The 16,263-nt window shown below is 44.9% G+C and carries 11 protein-coding genes and 1 pseudogene; 6 read left to right on the top strand and 6 right to left on the bottom strand.

Going from position 1 to position 16,263, the window contains the following annotated elements:
- The first annotated feature begins 229 nt into the window (after positions 1–229).
- Positions 230–1,432: a transposase gene (locus QUB37_RS13045; RefSeq protein WP_333162537.1), complete on the top strand. Its 1,203-nt coding sequence runs from the start codon at positions 230–232 to the stop codon at positions 1,430–1,432.
- A 333-nt stretch (positions 1,433–1,765) separates the two neighbouring features.
- The gene (locus QUB37_RS13040; protein WP_333162535.1) at positions 1,766–3,163 is read left to right on the top strand and encodes an AAA family ATPase; all 1,398 of its coding nucleotides are present in this window, start codon (positions 1,766–1,768) and stop codon (positions 3,161–3,163) included.
- A 245-nt stretch (positions 3,164–3,408) separates the two neighbouring features.
- Here the strand turns inward: QUB37_RS13040 and QUB37_RS13035 are convergent.
- A pseudogene (locus tag QUB37_RS13035) lies at positions 3,409–3,594 on the bottom strand (IS200/IS605 family transposase); the annotation flags it as partial.
- 118 nt (positions 3,595–3,712) lie between these two features.
- On the opposite strand from QUB37_RS13035, the gene dnaN reads away from it, so the two are divergent.
- From dnaN to QUB37_RS13015, 4 genes are all read left to right on the top strand, one after another.
- Positions 3,713–5,149, top strand: coding sequence for a DNA polymerase III subunit beta (gene dnaN, locus QUB37_RS13030; protein WP_333162533.1), 1,437 nt, complete (start codon positions 3,713–3,715; stop codon positions 5,147–5,149).
- Between the two features lie 131 nt (positions 5,150–5,280).
- A complete protein-coding gene (dnaX, locus tag QUB37_RS13025; protein ID WP_333162531.1) occupies positions 5,281–6,690 on the top strand; it encodes a DNA polymerase III subunit gamma/tau in 1,410 nt (469 codons plus the stop codon).
- On the top strand, positions 6,687–7,685 hold the full coding sequence (gene holA / locus QUB37_RS13020) for a DNA polymerase III subunit delta (RefSeq protein ID WP_333162529.1): 999 nt from the start codon (positions 6,687–6,689) through the stop codon (positions 7,683–7,685). Before dnaX ends, holA begins: the two co-directional genes overlap by 4 nt.
- Before the next feature lie 1,013 nt (positions 7,686–8,698).
- Positions 8,699–10,000 carry a ParB/RepB/Spo0J family partition protein gene (locus QUB37_RS13015; RefSeq protein ID WP_333162528.1) on the top strand — a complete coding sequence of 434 codons (1,302 nt, stop codon included), beginning with the start codon at positions 8,699–8,701 and terminating at the stop codon, positions 9,998–10,000.
- 951 nt (positions 10,001–10,951) lie between these two features.
- Here QUB37_RS13015 and QUB37_RS13010 read toward each other — a convergent pair.
- From QUB37_RS13010 to QUB37_RS12990, 5 genes are all read right to left on the bottom strand, one after another.
- Positions 10,952–11,110 (bottom strand): DUF6760 family protein, encoded by a 159-nt coding sequence (locus QUB37_RS13010; protein WP_333162580.1) that lies wholly within the window; start codon positions 11,108–11,110, stop codon positions 10,952–10,954.
- On the bottom strand, positions 11,083–11,475 hold the full coding sequence (locus QUB37_RS13005; protein WP_333162526.1) for a phage tail assembly protein: 393 nt from the start codon (positions 11,473–11,475) through the stop codon (positions 11,083–11,085). Before QUB37_RS13005 ends, QUB37_RS13010 begins: the two co-directional genes overlap by 28 nt.
- 72 nt (positions 11,476–11,547) lie before the next feature.
- Positions 11,548–13,410: a tetratricopeptide repeat protein gene (locus tag QUB37_RS13000; RefSeq protein ID WP_333162524.1), complete on the bottom strand. Its 1,863-nt coding sequence runs from the start codon at positions 13,408–13,410 to the stop codon at positions 11,548–11,550.
- A gap of 316 nt (positions 13,411–13,726) precedes the next feature.
- On the bottom strand, positions 13,727–14,707 hold the full coding sequence (locus QUB37_RS12995; protein WP_333162523.1) for an ADP-ribosylglycohydrolase family protein: 981 nt from the start codon (positions 14,705–14,707) through the stop codon (positions 13,727–13,729).
- A 294-nt stretch (positions 14,708–15,001) separates the two neighbouring features.
- Positions 15,002–16,249: a hypothetical protein gene (locus QUB37_RS12990; protein ID WP_333162521.1), complete on the bottom strand. Its 1,248-nt coding sequence runs from the start codon at positions 16,247–16,249 to the stop codon at positions 15,002–15,004.
- Between the last annotated feature and the right edge of the window lie 14 nt (positions 16,250–16,263).

Raw genomic sequence — 16,263 nt, 5'->3', positions numbered from 1 at the left:
CGGTAAGGTGCTTATGGCTCACCCTACATATAGAGGTTATGCGTAAGTTTTGTTATAGTTATCAGAAAACTGGGTTGAAAACCCCGTCCTTCGCTTGACGGCTTTAATTCAAGTAGGTCGGCAAAAATTTAAATTATTAAAAAATTAAAAATTGCGAAATATTTTGAATCAAGTAAGTTTTTAGACTAGAATTAAACCAGTTCATTTTTCAAATACAGGTAACTAAATCTTGCTCACAAACTATGTTTACAAACTGCGTCCCAATCGAACACAAGACTCAAAAATGTCTCACTGGGTAGATATGTTAAGAAGCCACTACAATTGGTGTCTCAACGACAGAATTACCCACTATAACCAACAATTCATCCAAGGAAATTACTGCGCTCTTAGAACTCAAAGCGAGGTATCCCCATTAACCTGCTATGTCAGTAAAAATGGTGCAACAGGAAATCCTTGGAAATCCTCAAAAACCGATGCTTCAGGTAAGACTAAGAACCCTCGTCGCAGTGCTGGCGACATTCAAATCACAGCACTACCTGACTTAAAAACAGCTAGACCTTGGTATAGTGGAATTGACTCAACAGTTTTACAACAGAATGTTAAACGCTTAGATACCGCCTACAAAAACTTCTTTGAAGGTAGAGGATTCCCTAGATTCAAAAACCGGAGTAACTTTACGTCCTTTACTTTTGTAATGGGCATCAAAGTCAAAGGCAATAAAATCTATTTACCCAAGCTAGGGTGGATGCGATTCTATAACTCACGTTCAATTCCCGATGGTTTTACTATCAAGGCTTGTGCTGTCAGGAAGCGTCAAAATGGTTGGTATGTGTCCCTGAGGATAGAGAACAAATCTGTTCCCTATACAATAGCAAAATCTCTCAAGGATGTGGTGAAAGTAATTGGATGTGACTTAGGAATTACCAAGCTAGTTCATCTATCTGATGGATGTCAAATTGAAAATCCTAAGTTTTCCACATCCAAAAAAGCTAAACGCACCCTAAAAATCAGACAGAAAAGAATTAACCGCAAAATCAAAGGGAGCAAAAATCGCCATAAAGCAGCTAAAAAAGTAGGGCGGTTACATCAAAAGATCGGTGAACGGCGTCACGCTTATCAATGGAAAGTAGCTAACAAGATAGTATCTCGTAACGTAGATGCGATTGCCATAGAAAACTTAAATATTTCAGGGATGAAGCACCGATGTCAGGTAAAAATTGACGAAAAGACAGGGAGGTTCCTCAAAAACGGGCAATCGAGAAAGAAAGGTTTAAATCGTTCGATATCAGATGCAGGTTGGGGTGAATTGATTCTAAAGATTGAGTATCTGGCTGCAAAGCAAGGCAAAGTCACCATCAAAGTCAATCCCAAACACTCCAGCACAGAATGCAGAAATTGCGGCCATATTGACAAGTCAAACAGAGATGGATAAAAATTCATCTGTGTGGAATGTGGCTATTACCAGCACGCAGATATCGGAGCGGCAAAAACCATCAGAGATAGAGCTTTAAAAATGGTACGCGGGGACTCCGCGAAACCAGGGATTTTTTAAATCCCTAAACGCTTGAGGAGCTTGTTGCAAGACAAGGATAGCAGCCCACCTTTTAAGGCAAAAGGATTGCGCCCAAGAACCCGCACGCTTGCGCGGGATATTAAGATCGAAATGTCTTAAGAATCCTCGTGCCTTCAGGCGCCCGGAGTGTCAATGTGTAAATTTCAGCTACCGCTGATTAGTGTTTGAAAGATAGTAGAAGAAACCAACCCTATGATTCAAACACTGGTAAAACCGAATTTTCAATTAACTTCTCAACAAAACAACGCCCTCCAACTCCTCGAACAATTTGTAGCAAGTTCTAAACGGGTATTCGGGCTATTTGGATATGCAGGTACGGGAAAATCAACCCTTGTCAACCTGGTAGCAGAACAATTAGTCAGCGCCGGAAAGAGAGTCGCTTTCACTGCTCCCACCAATAAAGCTGTAGGCGTATTGCGACGGATGGCTGCTGAAAAAGGACTGAGAGGAGTAGACTTTATGACCATCCACCAGCTATTGGGGTTAGCTCCAGTCAAACAGGGGCAAAATAAAATCCTCAAACAAGTTTCTCCTTCTTTCCTTCACCTGTACGACACCATTTTTCTCGATGAGTGCAGTATGGTTACAGCAGAACTGTGGAATATCATTCAAGAAAGAATTGCTAGCGCTTTACTCATCGGCAGCAATCGGCAGCTCATCGTCATGGGCGATCCCGCACAATTGCCTCCTGTTAATAAGGGCGAAATAGAAGAGAAAAAATCTCAATCCTTCAGCGTGCCTGAAAAAGCCGTTTTAACAGAGGTCGTCCGGCAAGGTGCGGGCAGCCCCCTGCTAGAATTCGTAACAGCTTGCCGCACGGCTGTCAAGAGCAAAGAGGCGTTCAAACCCTTCTCCAAATTCAGCCTTGATAAAAAAAACGGAGCCTTCTTAGTCAGAGAAAAAACGCTGCTGAAATACGCCTTAAAAAAGTTCTCTTCTACTTTCCCTCAAGACCCTGATTGCTTTCGCATCCTCTGCTACACTAACGAGCGCGTCGCCTACTGGAATAGCAAAATCAGAGCCAAAATCTACGGAAAAAATGCTCCCAGATTTATTATTGGAGAGAGGTTGATTGCTAAAGCTCCCGTTATTGCTCCCGACGGCAAAACCGTCATCCTGCCCACATCAGCAGAAGTGGAAATTGCCGAATTTCAAGAGGATAGGTACTCTGGCTATAAAGCCTGGAATCTCCAGGTTAAAACCGATGCAGGCGACCAACGCCAAATTTACATCCTCCACGAAAGTGACGCTTGCCGATTCCAACAGGACAATGCTAGGTTGCTGCAAAATGCTAAAAGCAATCCGAGCTTATGGAAGGCATGGTACGACCATTGTGAAATCTTTGCAGATATGAGAAATTGTTGGGCAATTACTGTACACAATTCTCAAGGCTCTACTTTCACGGAGGTGGGAATTGATAGCAGTGATATCGGCAGAAAGGTCGCTACTAAATTGCTGTACCTCGCTCGGGTTTGTCCTAGTCAAAAAGCTCAATTTCTCAAAGAGTACCGCGACAGCATTCGAGCGCACAATCAGCTTATGTACGTGAGTTGTAGCCGTGCGAAGCACCGGGTTTTTCTTAGTAAGTGAACCCATTTTATATTGGGTGAACCGCGCTTTTAGAGTTGAACCCTCTCCACCTAAATTTCCGATTTAGGTGGGGAGAAGTTACACCCACTCAAAGACCACGCCACACATGACAAGTTTCCATCGGAAAATGCTGAAAGGGTACTGCCACCATAGCGTTAGCTTGGTGGCAGAGGAATTGAAGCCAAATAAACAAAGCGTTAGCAACATTATTATTCTGGAGCATCTCTTGGCTTTGGACATAGGCCTCATCGTTTCTCAAAAGTAACGCTACCACAACTAGAGACAAAGTAAGCCCCCGTCCAGAAGACAGGTTTGTAGTAAAACTTGTTAACTTGGGCGGAAAATTCTTTTCTAATTAACCGACTACTAACCGTTTTCAGGTTGTTGACAAGCTTGCTCATTTGCACCTTTGGGATGTCACTCAATAGTACAGATTTAGTAGGGTGATTGAGGTTATGGTTGGTAGATTGAGTAACAAGCTGAGTCGTGCGAGCTATTCTCTGGGCAGCTAACGCTCCCCCCGCTTAGCAGCTATTTTAACGCACAAAGATGCAAACCAAATCCCGCACCGCGACAGCTAAAAACCGAAAAAAAGAGAGCGGATTTTCCAAAACAAAACCCAAGGCAAGTGTTCCCTTAGAACAAACCGAACCTTTGGTCGAAGATGAACCAAAAATTGAAGAAAAATCCGCTCGCAATTCCTCCAATAGCGCAGGCGATTCTCCCCAGCTTTTGCCAGCAGAAATTAAGCTCGTCTGCACGCAAGACAATTTAGCCAACCATCTCGAACTTGTCAGCAAAGCTGTCCCAGCAAAACCCACCCACCCCGTGTTAGGAAATGTCCTCTTAGTTGCTTGCAAAAAAACGCAGCGAGTCCAACTTACCGTCTTCGACATGAGATTGGCTATTCAAACCTCCTTTGAGGCCAACGTTCAATCTCCCGGCGACATGACTATTCCAGTCGGACTTCTCAGTGATATTGTCGGGAAATTCTCGCCCGGAGATATCACTTTGGTCAGTCGCGAAGCCTTGAATCGCGAAGGTGAAGATAGCGAAGATAGCGGGAATAACATCACCTTGCCAGAGGCTGTTAGCAACAGTCCAGTTGCTACCCTAATTGCTGCTTGCGGTCGCTATCAAGTTCGAGGGATTTCGAGTGAAGAATTCCCTGCTATTCCTGAAGTAAAAACAGCGCAAACAATTTGCATCCCCGCTGAAACGTTGAAAGAAGGGCTGAAAGGGTCACTATTTGCCACCGCTACCGATGAAGGCAAGCACATCCTGACAGGTGTTTACTTCAAAATCTGCCAAGATAGCCTCGAATTTGCTGCCACAGACGGCCACCGTTTGGTTGTCCTCAATACTTCAATTCAAGGTTTTTCTAAGAAGAAACAAGCGGAAATTGCACAGCCTCTAGAGCTTACAGTCCCAGCTAAATCGCTGGCCGAACTAGAGCGAATTTTATCGAGCAGGACATCCGCTGACCCAGTAGAGCTTTCTTACAGCACTGAGAGCGCTTTGATAGAATTCCGGTGGGGAGCGCAGCGCTTAGTAACGCGCTGTTTAGAAGGCGCATACCCAGCTTATCACGAGTTCTTGCAGCAGGATTTCCAACATCAGGTAACGCTGGAAAAAGCACCTTTCATCAAAGCTATAGAGAGAATTGCTGTGCTGGCAGACAAGAAAGAAAAAACGCTCAGCATCCGCATTAATAGCGAAGCACAGCAAGTGTCACTGTCGCTTTTCAGAGAATTTGGAAACGGTTTGGAACAGATGGCGGCGCACGTTAACTCAGACGGCAATTGGTCAATTTCATTCAACATAAAATACCTGTTGGAAGGTGCAAAAGCGATCGCTAGTTCCCAACTCCAAATGCACCTCACTCAGCGCGACGGTCCCGCCATTTTAGTTCCTGCTGGCAACCCCTCCAAGCCCAACATCCTAATGGATGCCAAATACTTGTTAATGCCGATTTTTAAAGAATGATGTCTTTTGCATAAAAGGCTCGCTTGGCAGAAGTAAAAATATTGAGTTTTTTACTTCTCTCTTGTTCTGAGTGCAAACTCCGCAAATATGACTCTAATTCTCAGCAAACAATTACACCTAACCATTCAATCATGTACGCAGCATTGCCTCAAAAATACCGCCCTCGTAGCTTGTCTGAACTGGCCGGACAGGAGTACATCCAAAGGACACTTTCCAATGCGGTCAAAACTAATAAAATTGCTCCGGCTTACTTGTTCGCCGGCGAACGGGGAACGGGCAAAACTTCAACGGCCCGTATTTTAGCTAAATCTCTCAACTGCACCAGTGCAGACAAACCCACAGTAAAGCCGTGCGGCAAGTGCCAATCCTGCCGCTCGATTGAAAAAGGCAGCAGCTTAGACGTTGCTGAAATTGACGCGGCTTCCCACAACGGCGTGGATGACGCTCGCGCCCTGATCGAGCGATCGCACTTCGCACCAGTTATCAGCCGCTACCGAGTGTTTATTTTAGATGAAGTTCACTGCCTAAGTTCCCAAGCTTTTAACGCTCTTCTAAAATGTTTGGAAGAACCTCCGCATCATGTAGTGTTCATCTTGTGTACAACAGAGCAACACAAAGTGCTGCCAACAATTAACAGCCGCTGCCAAACGTTTCTGTTTCGATCGCTGCCAATCCCAGCCATTGTCAAACAGCTAACAATGGTAGCCCAGAAAGAGTCAATTGCAATTGCCGAAGAAGCTAAAATTGCGATCGCCCGCGCCGCGAATGGCGGGATGAGGGACGCCTTGCAGTTGCTCGATCAGTTGAGCTTATTAGGAGAGGAAATTACCAGCTCTCACGTATTGGAGCTGTCGGGGCGGATACCGGAGTCGGATTTAGTTGCAATTTTGAAATCGACCCGCGCCGGTGACGCGCTGAAGCTGCTGCAACTGTCCCGCGAACTCATTGACAGCGGGAAAAGCCCTAAAATGCTGCTGGCGTCGCTGCTAGCCTGCTACCGGGACTTGTTGCTTGCAACGAACGTGCCAGACTGTTCGCTAATGCTAGTTAGCGGCATTTCGCACTCGGCCCTGATGGAAATTGCCTCTGCTTGGGACTGCAATGCGATCGCTGCTGGGCTCGAACAGTTGCAGGCTTCGGAATGGCAGCTCAGCAAAAGCGCTCACCCAACGCTGTGGCTGGAACTCTGCTTGCTGGGATTGGCAAAGGTGCCACAATTAAAACCCCACGTCGCTCTTGGCGCTCTTGCTAACCCCAGGCAGCCCGACCGCACCCAGAAGCTGCCCACCTCCTCCAAGTTGCGATCGCCCCGTTCCAAAGAGCGAGCCATTTGGGAAAAAGTGCTAAGTGCAACTTCTGAGAAGAACCGCGCTTTACTCTGTGCCGCTTCCCTGGTAGCACTGACGGAAAAGAAAGCGGTGCTGGCCGTGCCCGCCCAATACCTGGACAAGTTCAACCGGAACTCCGCTAAGGTGCAGAAGATATTTCTGGCTGCAACGGGCGTCCGCTATCAAGTGTTGTTCGAGGAGAAGAACCCATGATTAGCTTGCTGATAGGGGATGACCTCCACGCGATTCACAAAAAGCTTTCTGCCTTTAAAAAGAACCTCGACCCCGCTTGGATGAGTTTCAATTATCACCGCTTTGATGCTTCGGCATTGAATGAGGCGGTTGACTGCGCCTTAACTCCCGCCTTGGGAACGGAAAAAGCAAAGTTAGTGGTGGTAGAAGGGTGTAATTTCAAACAGTTTACTGAAGAGGCGCTGGAGGTTCTCCAGTTGCTCCCGCAGGTGCCGGAAAAGACGCACCTGGTTTTTGTAGCGCCTTCCATTGACAAACGCCTGAAGGTGGCAAAATTCTTGCTTTCTCAAGCTAAGCTGTTTGAGTTCGACCTTATTCCCCCCTGGCGAACGGATCTCGTTGCCCGATCGATCCGAACTCAAGCTTTGGCAATAGGGCTGTCGCTGAACTCAAATGCTATTGATTACTTGGCGATTGCGATCGGCAACAATCCGGCTCGCGCTGAATCAGAACTGCACAAGTTGGCAACTTACAGCAGTGGCGCTTCCCTCACTTTAAACTCTGTGCGATCGCTGGTTCCTTCAACCACTCAAAATAGCCTCCAGCTTGCCGAAGCGCTGAGGGAAAATAACTCTAAGAGAGCAGTCTACTTGCTGCTTGACCTTTTGGCAATAGAAACTTTCCCGCTGGCGATTTGTGCGACGCTGATTGCTCAATTTAGAACTTGGTTGTGGGTAAAAGCGGCGATAGTTGGAGGAGTTAAGCAAGACGCTGAAATTGCCCGGATTTGTCAAATTGCCAACCCGAAGCGAGTGTACTTTCTGAGAAAAGAAGTAGCTGCTGCTTCTCTAACATCCCTTTCGTCTGCGGTGTCCCTGCTGCTTGATTTAGAGGGTTCGCTGAAGCTTGGGCGTAAAGGGGATTCCATGTTGCCTGCAATTCTGGCGATCGCCCAACTGTTTTCTCCTTGCGAAAGCAAGGAAGCGCGGAGTAGAAGCGATGTAGGGGCGATGTAGAAGATAGTGTTGGTCAATTAACAAGGGGTTAAACCCCTCACCCATAAAAATGGCGGATATTGGCTCAATTTCTAATTGACCACATAGCTGTTGACTCACTGGGGGCGATCGCCCAAATGCTTCATTCTAGGTGACACTCCCTACGAATTCGCCAACAGTCTCAGTAGAAGCGATGTAGGGACGAACGCGAGTGTTCGTTTCCCTCGTTTAACTAATGCAAGAAGTTAAACGGGGGAACTTTTTAATTTTTTACCCAAACACATTATAAAACTTTTTAATTAAACTAAGGTCACTCCAAATCGCTCCCCCAACCGCGCCGGAGGGTAAGCGAACAGCTACACAATAATTAACTCGCATCTTAAGGATAATGTCGAGCCGCAATGCCGGACATTATTCAAGCTTAGTGCGTTAACTCCGATTGACCAAAAGTTACACCGCCGACTTATACCTCTATAAATTTGCTTGTGAGTAGATTTAGGTAGGTTTTTACAAGCGGCAAGCGAATTGCATTCTTTGACAGGCACTCCGTGTAGAGGTTTAATAAACAGCTTTGTTACTTTCATGGCGGTTATTTAATAGAGGATAATTTATTTTAATTATTTGTACATTTTTTATATAGCCTTTCTCAAAAAGATGAGGTATGACTGACAGCTTACATAACCACCCAGACTTATTGGGCCCAAGCCCAACAACGTCCGCGAATCTTTCTGAGAACCGCTATATGAAGGTAGAGCGTAATAATCAATCAAGCATAACAATCAATAAACATTTAAAAAGCTTTAGATAAAATAGTCTTTTGTTAGATCGTTAAGTAGCGCATTGCTAGTTTAAGAAATATGCTATTCTTAAGAATGTAAAGACAGCGAACCTTTTGACAGTGAAGGCGACCTGCCGATACAGCCCGCGCCGCCCCGACAGAGAATAACCCCAGCTTTCTGTTAGGAAACCTTATTGGGTTTAGCAGGCAAAGGTACAAAGCCCCAATCCCCAAATAAACAACCAGGGCTATCCAAATGAATAAAAATGAAACTGTGTCGCTCTCAGTCAGCGACGCGATTCAGTATATTGGTCTTGACCAACTCAAGCCTCACCCTCGCAATGAGGAAATTTACGGGTGCACCGAAAGTATTGCTGACCTGGTAGAGTTGATCCAACTCAAACGCTACGTCCAACCGCTGACCGTCAAAACAGATGGCACGATCGTCAGCGGCCATCGGCGGTGGAGGGCGCTGGCAGCGCTGGGCTGGAAGTCTGTCCCAGTTATTGTCTGCCACTTCCAGACTGAAGATGACGAGCTGTTCGTCTTGGTAGCAGAAAACCGCCACCGCCACCAAAGTCCAGTACAGAGAATTCGGGAAGGAATTGTTGTGGAGCCTATAGCTAGAGAGCTGAGGAACAGACACGCTGCTAAGAAAGCTCGCCACCAAGCTGCTGGCTCAGCAGAGCCGCCCTTAAAGGACAACCAGCAACCGCTGATGGAAAATTTTCCATTGAACCCTATCGACTTAGGTCTGACTCCAAGGGAAATGGAACTGACGGAAAATATCGTGGCGGCTATAGTCGGCTTGGGGTGCGGCAGGAACTACAGGAAAGGGCGCATTGCCGTCAAAGCTGCCGACGAGCTCAAGAGAGACAGCCCCGAATTGGCTGCAAAGTGGTTGGACATTATTAATAACCACAGCATAGATGTAGGGTATCAACTTGCGAAGATGCAGGAGGACAAGCGAGTAGTGGCGTTGGCGGCGCTCTCGTCGGGAGCAGCGAAAACCCCCAAACAAGCTAAAGCTCTGATTAAGGCTGCTTTGAGAAAATCCTCCGCCTCAAAGGAAACCGAGGGCCGCAGTAGTAGCGAGCCGGTTCAAGAAGGCGATTGCGGTGGAGAACGTAAAACTTGCACTCCTTGCGAACCAATTACGGGTGAGGGAGTCAAAACGCGCTTTGGTCCAGACAGCGCGGGGGCATGGGTTATTGTCAAAATCCCTTTTATTCCTAAAGAAAAAATAGCGGAAAGGAAGTGGAATGAATTTTGGGGCCGGATTGTGGAAGTTGGAGCGACTTTGAAAGTCGATATGGGTTCAGAGGTGGTATCGCTCCTTCACTCAGATGTGGTGGCGATATTGAACCCAACGCCGAGTTTTTGCTCAATAGCTGAGCGAATTCTCAGGCTGCAAAGCTTCGGCACGGTGTACGAGTTTGGGAAAATCGTCTTGAACAGGATGCAGAGAAAAGTGGTTTGGGATGCAGCAGCGCTAGCTTATCTGGATGCTGTGGAACAGGTGGAATTGGCGCGGCGGGCGATCGAACAGGCTTTATAATGAGGCTCTCGTTTACTGGCACTAAATTCGGAATTAGCGATCGGTTTCTTTAATACCGATAAACTTATCAACTCAACTCCCGGAGAACCAAAAATATTTTGGCTACACCCATCCTGAACCTATTTGAAGAACATTAACACTCTTTAAGAATACTCAGATGGATCTCACTCAGTACCTTAGCTTCCATCCCGTACAAATCATTCAGAATGGGTTTGATATTGGGAAATTGAAAATACTCCGTCAGTTTCCCAATGCGGTAATTAAACTGAACTTCCCCTCACGAAGGGAAGTTTAAACGTCTGAAACTATTTTTCTGCAAGCGATTTTCAGCTTTTTGGCTCTATATTTTGTACCCATGTAAGACTTGTCGCGCTCGGGCGATCGTCATCTGATGACAACAGAAAAAGCATCGACTGAAACTATTGCCACATCAAGGTTTCATCGATCGTACCCATGTGCCGCGACTCAGAAATGCTATTGAGTCGCACAGTGAGACAGTTTCGAGTTTTTTGCAGGGGGGAAGTTCAGCTGAAAGCATAGGGAAATAAAAGGTTTGAGTTAATCCGCAACAAGCCAACCCATATTACAAGCAGCCCTATGCTGAAAGCCTGGGAAATAAAAGGTTTGAGTTAATCCGCAGCTTCACTGTCACAGGGGCGAGATCCGACTGGTTTGTATTACATCAAGGCTCCAGAGCGTCCGATCGGCACGAATGGGCGATCGCGAGCAGTTTGACTCTCACGACTTTAAATTAATGATATTCTCCTAGAAACTAAAGATACTAACCCATGAAACTATCAAGTTTTGCGGTGGCAGCATTTCTTTCAGGGGTGGCAAGTCGCCAGCCTAATTCATTTACCTTCAAACACGGTTGCTCAGGCAAGAAAAGAGCCGTTTCCTTTTATTGTTGCAAAGCTTTACAGACAAAGCGATCGCATATAAAACTCCCGTTCAATCCTTTTGGTTCAATAAACCGATTTGTCTTACCCAAAGTCGGCGATTAGCGTGTTCTAAATTCAAAATGTCTTCTAAAGACCAGTGGAAATGAAATGCGATGCAGGCTACCTCCTCATAAACTTGGTCTAGGGGGTAGCCTGGGACTCCCCCGATAGTTCAAGCTCCACATTAAAGGCGTTACTGCATCTGGGACATTTAACAGGAATAGATGCGAGCCCTTGTTGGTTAATTCGATTATAAAACTCTCTTAAATAGGCAAGATCGTAGGTAAAAAGATTTTCTAACTTTTCAGGCGTGACTTCAGATAAATCGCCAAAACTGGTAATGACGAGGGAAAGCATCACTAAAAATCCATAAGCTGGATTATCCTGAACTAAAGGGTTTTTTTGAACGGAAATTTCATCTTTGGCAGTAGCAAGGCGCATAAATCCTTGGGAGTGAATTTTTCCGCCGTCATCTACTAAGCCTCTAGGAAGGCTAAATTTAAACTCTGTTTGCAGGGAGTTTTTATTAGGCATAAGTAGGTTTGTAACAGATAGTCGAGGGAGAGTTTAGGGTTGAGGGTGTTGAATTTTTGCTCCTCATTTTCGTCAAATTGGTGTCTTGAATTTTTCTAATAACAAATTTCGCTGTTGCTGAGCTAGCTTGTAATTGGGATTAATGTTTAAAGCTGCCTCAAAGGCTTCGAGAGCTTCTTGATATCGCCCCAATCCTCCCAGCGCTAAACCTTTACCAGTCAAGGCATAAAAGTTATTGGGACTGATACTGCTAGCTTTTTCGTAGGCTACTAATGCTAGATCGTACCGTTTCAAAGTTACCAACACTACAGCTAGATTGTACCAGGCTTCAAAGGATTTAGGGTTAAGTTCAATGCCAAAGTTTGCAGAATTTAGGGCGTTTCGGTAATCTCTCAAGTTCCATGATGCCACGCTTTTGTTTGCTAAAACATCAGCGCAGTAGTTTTGTGCGAATTCTAAAACTTTTTCGTATTCTTTCAAAAGCCATATTCCTAAATTAGTTCTGTCGAATAAGATTGCGTTACAAGTTAGGTTATCTTGAAACTTTATCTCGCCGTCTAAGGCTTTTTCGTAAGCTTGGATTGCCAACTTATATTGTTTTAAGGTACTGAAGATTCTGCCAGCATTGAACCATGCCTGAGTGTAGTTGGGATGAATTTCTACTGATTTTTGCAGGGCATCCAGGGCATCTTGATATTTTTGTAAATACCACAAAATGACGCCTTTGTTGTTCCAAGCTTCTACCATATTTGGATTAATATTAATAGCTCGTTCGGCGGAAGAGAGAGCTTCTTGGTATTGCCCCAGTCCGATCGACGCACTGCTGTGTTGATTCCAAGCATAAGCGAGATTTTTATCTCCCCAGCTACCGTTGCCCTTTATCGCGCTCTCGCAGGCGGCGAGTGCTTCTTTATAGTTTGCTAAGCGATTGAGCGTCACGCAGCGGCTGACTTGAGCTAAAGCAGATTTAGGATCGATCCCAATGGCTTTGTTATAAGAAGTTAGTGCTTTTTCATTCTGCTCCAATTTTTCAAAAAGAATTCCTTGCTGCGTCCAGGCGTTTGCATCGTTAGGATTAATCGCTAAAGCTTTTTCGTAAGAAGCGATCGCGTCTAATATTTTTCCTGCTCTTTGTTGCGCTATAGCACGGTTGGTAAAAGCTGGTGCTGGTAGCGCATCTATCGCGAGATTGCAAGCCGCAATTGCTGCTTCCTGTCTCCCTAAATTTGATAGGGTGCCGCAGCGTTCAACTTGGGCGAGTGCATCGTCTGGGTTAATACTTAAAGCTCGATCGAACGATGTCAGGGCTGTTTCATTTTCCCCTAATTTTTTTTGGGCTAAACCTCTATTATACCAAGCGATCGCTGGTGTTGCATTGCCCCAATTTCCATTTACTCTCAGTGCTTTTTCTTGAGATGCAATTGCTTCATCATATTTACCCAATTGATACAATGCTTCGCCACGCCGCGCCCAAGCCTGAGAATTTTTGGCGTCAAACTTCAGTAAAAAATCATAGGAATTTACGGCTTCGGCGTATCGTTTTAGTTGCAAGAGGGCATTGCTGCGACTCAACCAAATCTGGCGGTTTTTGCTGTTTGGTCTGAGGGCGATCGCTCGCTCGCAAGCTGCCAGTGCTTCCTCATAGTTTTGTACGTTTTCTAATACCTGACACTGACCGACCCAGAAGTTAAAATCTTTTAGATCGAAGTTGCCCGATCGTGCTTGAGATAGCAGTCGATCGTTGGGGCGAGGAGGATTGTACTCGATTGCCAGCGATTGAGGTGCAGCCCCAAGACTTTGTTTCTGTAGCGACAGCATTAATGTTGCCGTTACGCAAATAAACTTGTATGAGGTACGACCCTCAAGGGCTATATTTATGCAATTCTTAACAGCGAAAGCTAGGAATCGCAACTGTTCTGGAGATATTTTAAACATATAATATCTGAGCTAAATGCAGAAACTGAGGAAGTGTTTTTAACCGCAATCAAACTAAGTTATAGCAGAGATTATTTTATTTTTATAAAGCAATACATTTTTTAACAATGACAGGAGTTGCGCAAAAAGGGGCTTGACACACTACCTGTAGCGATAAAGTACGCAAAGCAACCTAAAGGGGTCATTTGATTCCTTTTAAACTACTTGTTGTTCTGCGGATCGCGCGTGTTCTGAATCATTGGGCGTAGAATTAAGCGAGATTTCGATAAAAAGTTCTCGGCACAGTTCAAGTCCATCTTTTAAAGCATCCAAATCCTCAAAGTATCCTTTTTTGGGTCTGAGTTATTATTTTCTCTACTCGGTTATTTAAGTGCTGCTCGTACACCAATTCTTTCACCCATTGTTGCGGAATATTTTTATATCCAAAACGCGCTCCTAATAGCGCCCCAGCAACGGCAGCATTAGTGTCCGCATCGCCCCCTTCGTGAATAATTTGTAGAATCCCGTCTTCATAAGATTGTGCGTGGTTCAACGCCCAAAACCCTGCTGCCATTGTCTTAAGCGTGTACCCAGTCCCGCCAGTTTCGCCTGGATTTAAGCCTTCATCCAAATCTAGAGCTTCTAAAGATAAATTAGCCGAAAAATCAAAATATTCAAGGATGGACGGGTGGTACTCTTGCACCGCAAGTGCTACTGACTCAATTAGAGATGGGATATTAGTTTCCCCGCCAAGTATAGCTGCGATCGCCAAACTCACCGCCACGCAGGAACCAACGCAGCGCGGGTCATAATGAGTAATCTGACAAACTTGCTCGGCGTTGCGTCTAACCTTCACGGGAGAATTATATTCCCAAATGCCCAGCACAGAGGTTCTCATCACGCCACCGTTGGCAGCAGCTTTTCTCTCGGATGCTTCCCAAATTCGTTTGGCAACTACATGGGGGTTTTGCAAGAAATCAGGGGAATGAACTACAGAATAAACAGTTTGACCCATTCCCATGCCATCACTAATTGCCCAATGATGAAAGCGTCTGGCAATGTCGAGCAGATCGACTTGCTGCCGATCTAATAAACTATCCAGGATACACAGCATTTGGTCGGTATCGTCTGTCCAATCGCCAGGAATCCAACCGCTGATATTGCGATAGCGAACGATTTGATTGTAGTTCCTTAAACCATCGGGATATTCTTGCTTTACTTGGGATTTTGGTATCCATTCTGTGCCAAAACCCAGCGCATCTCCGATTGCTTGACCGAAGATGACACCTCGAATTTTATCGGCTATACTTGAATTCATTCGTGACGCCTCAGCGTTATCTAAAAGTTGCATTCCTTCTTCTTTAAAGAGTTTATAAGCAAAGTTTAAAAAAGTCAATATTTCCCCAAAACCGACCCGACACAATAGGGTTAAATTGAATTAAAATTGCATTTCGCAGCGTTTGCAACAGCCGTTCTTAGCTGCTGTTACGGGGTTTATCGAAGCCGGTAATTGCTCTAAATATACCGCTGGCTCTGTTGCGATGCTGTGTTTGGTCGATCGGGCGAGCTCTGTTAATGTGTTACGCCTGCGGAAACCAACCGATTAGCCAAGTTAATCAGCATCCTCTCGATCGGGAGTGAGGGCGATTTCTATAAACAGTTCTCTACACAGTTCTAGTCCTTGTTTTAGAGCGTAAAAATAGTCTAAGTGATCTTCAAGTTCTTGCCGATCTAATTGGCTTTGGAAAGCTAGTTGTGGAATTTCTTCTCGGATATTTCTACACATATTGTCCAACACTTTTTGAACTCTCCAGAATAAGTGGTCATCATCAAAATCTGGGCGTTCTTCGCACTTCATGCAATCGTGTAATTCTTGACGATTTTTGTGAATTAACTGGACTATTTCTGCGTAAGAAAACATGACTCTAGCTGCGAGCAGGTGCTCAATTTGAAGGTCTTTGAGAGTTATCCCTTCGCCAACTTCGATAAAAACTTCAGCAGGCAATCCAAAAATATCCACTTGACAATCAATCCGCACTTTTCTTCGACGTAGATTTCGATTGACTCGGATGGGAATTTGCTCCCAAAGTTGAGCGGGTAGTTGTAATTCTTCTTGTTCGGGCGATGGGGTTTTGGATTCCGAAAAAGTTGGCAATTGAGTTGCAGCTTCAGAAATTGAGCTGGCTTCTACTGTCCCAAAGGCGTCTAAGGGGATGTAGTGAAAAGCTTCATAGGGACGCGGAGAAATTTCCTCTTTTTCAATGATATTTACACCACCTGTCTCTCCGTCAAGCCCCCCAGAAAAAATTAATTCAAATTCGGTTTCTAATTCCAAAATTAAACCAATTTCTTTGGGAAGATAGAGAGCTTTATACGACAAATACTTTGATTGCTTAATATCTGTAATTTCTTTTTTGACCAGAGTGATTTTATTTATTTGTTTTCCCAGAAGTAAATCTATTTTTGAGTCGCTAAAAATTGGGTCACGACTATCAATAGGAAAGAGTTTTGGGTTTTCTGCAATCGGTAAAAATTGAGTGGGATTTTTAACAGTCGGTCTTGCGCCTTTTCTTGGCTCTCCGGCCTCAGTTCTCTCAATCCAGAGACTGAGAGATATCTTTTCTATAATATAAGCAATTCCTACAACCAGTCCAGAATCTAGAGTCATTAAAATCGGACCATTTCCATGACTAAACTCTGCTGAGGGAGAATGTTCATGTCGATTAAAGCCTACTGCTGGGGGAACTGATTGAAAGCGTACCAACTTGACTATCTTGCGATCTTTAATTCTTGATAAAATGTTAAGGCGCTTGGAAAGAATATCTTCTTGAAAATTTTCGGCATTTTTCTCAACAATCATTGCTATCTCACTTG

It is taken from the genome of Microcoleus sp. AT3-A2, from assembly GCF_036705685.1.
Lineage (GTDB): Bacteria > Cyanobacteriota > Cyanobacteriia > Cyanobacteriales > Microcoleaceae > Microcoleus.
Note: the sequence above shows the minus strand (reverse complement) of the source record. Positions and strands in the feature narration are given on the sequence as shown.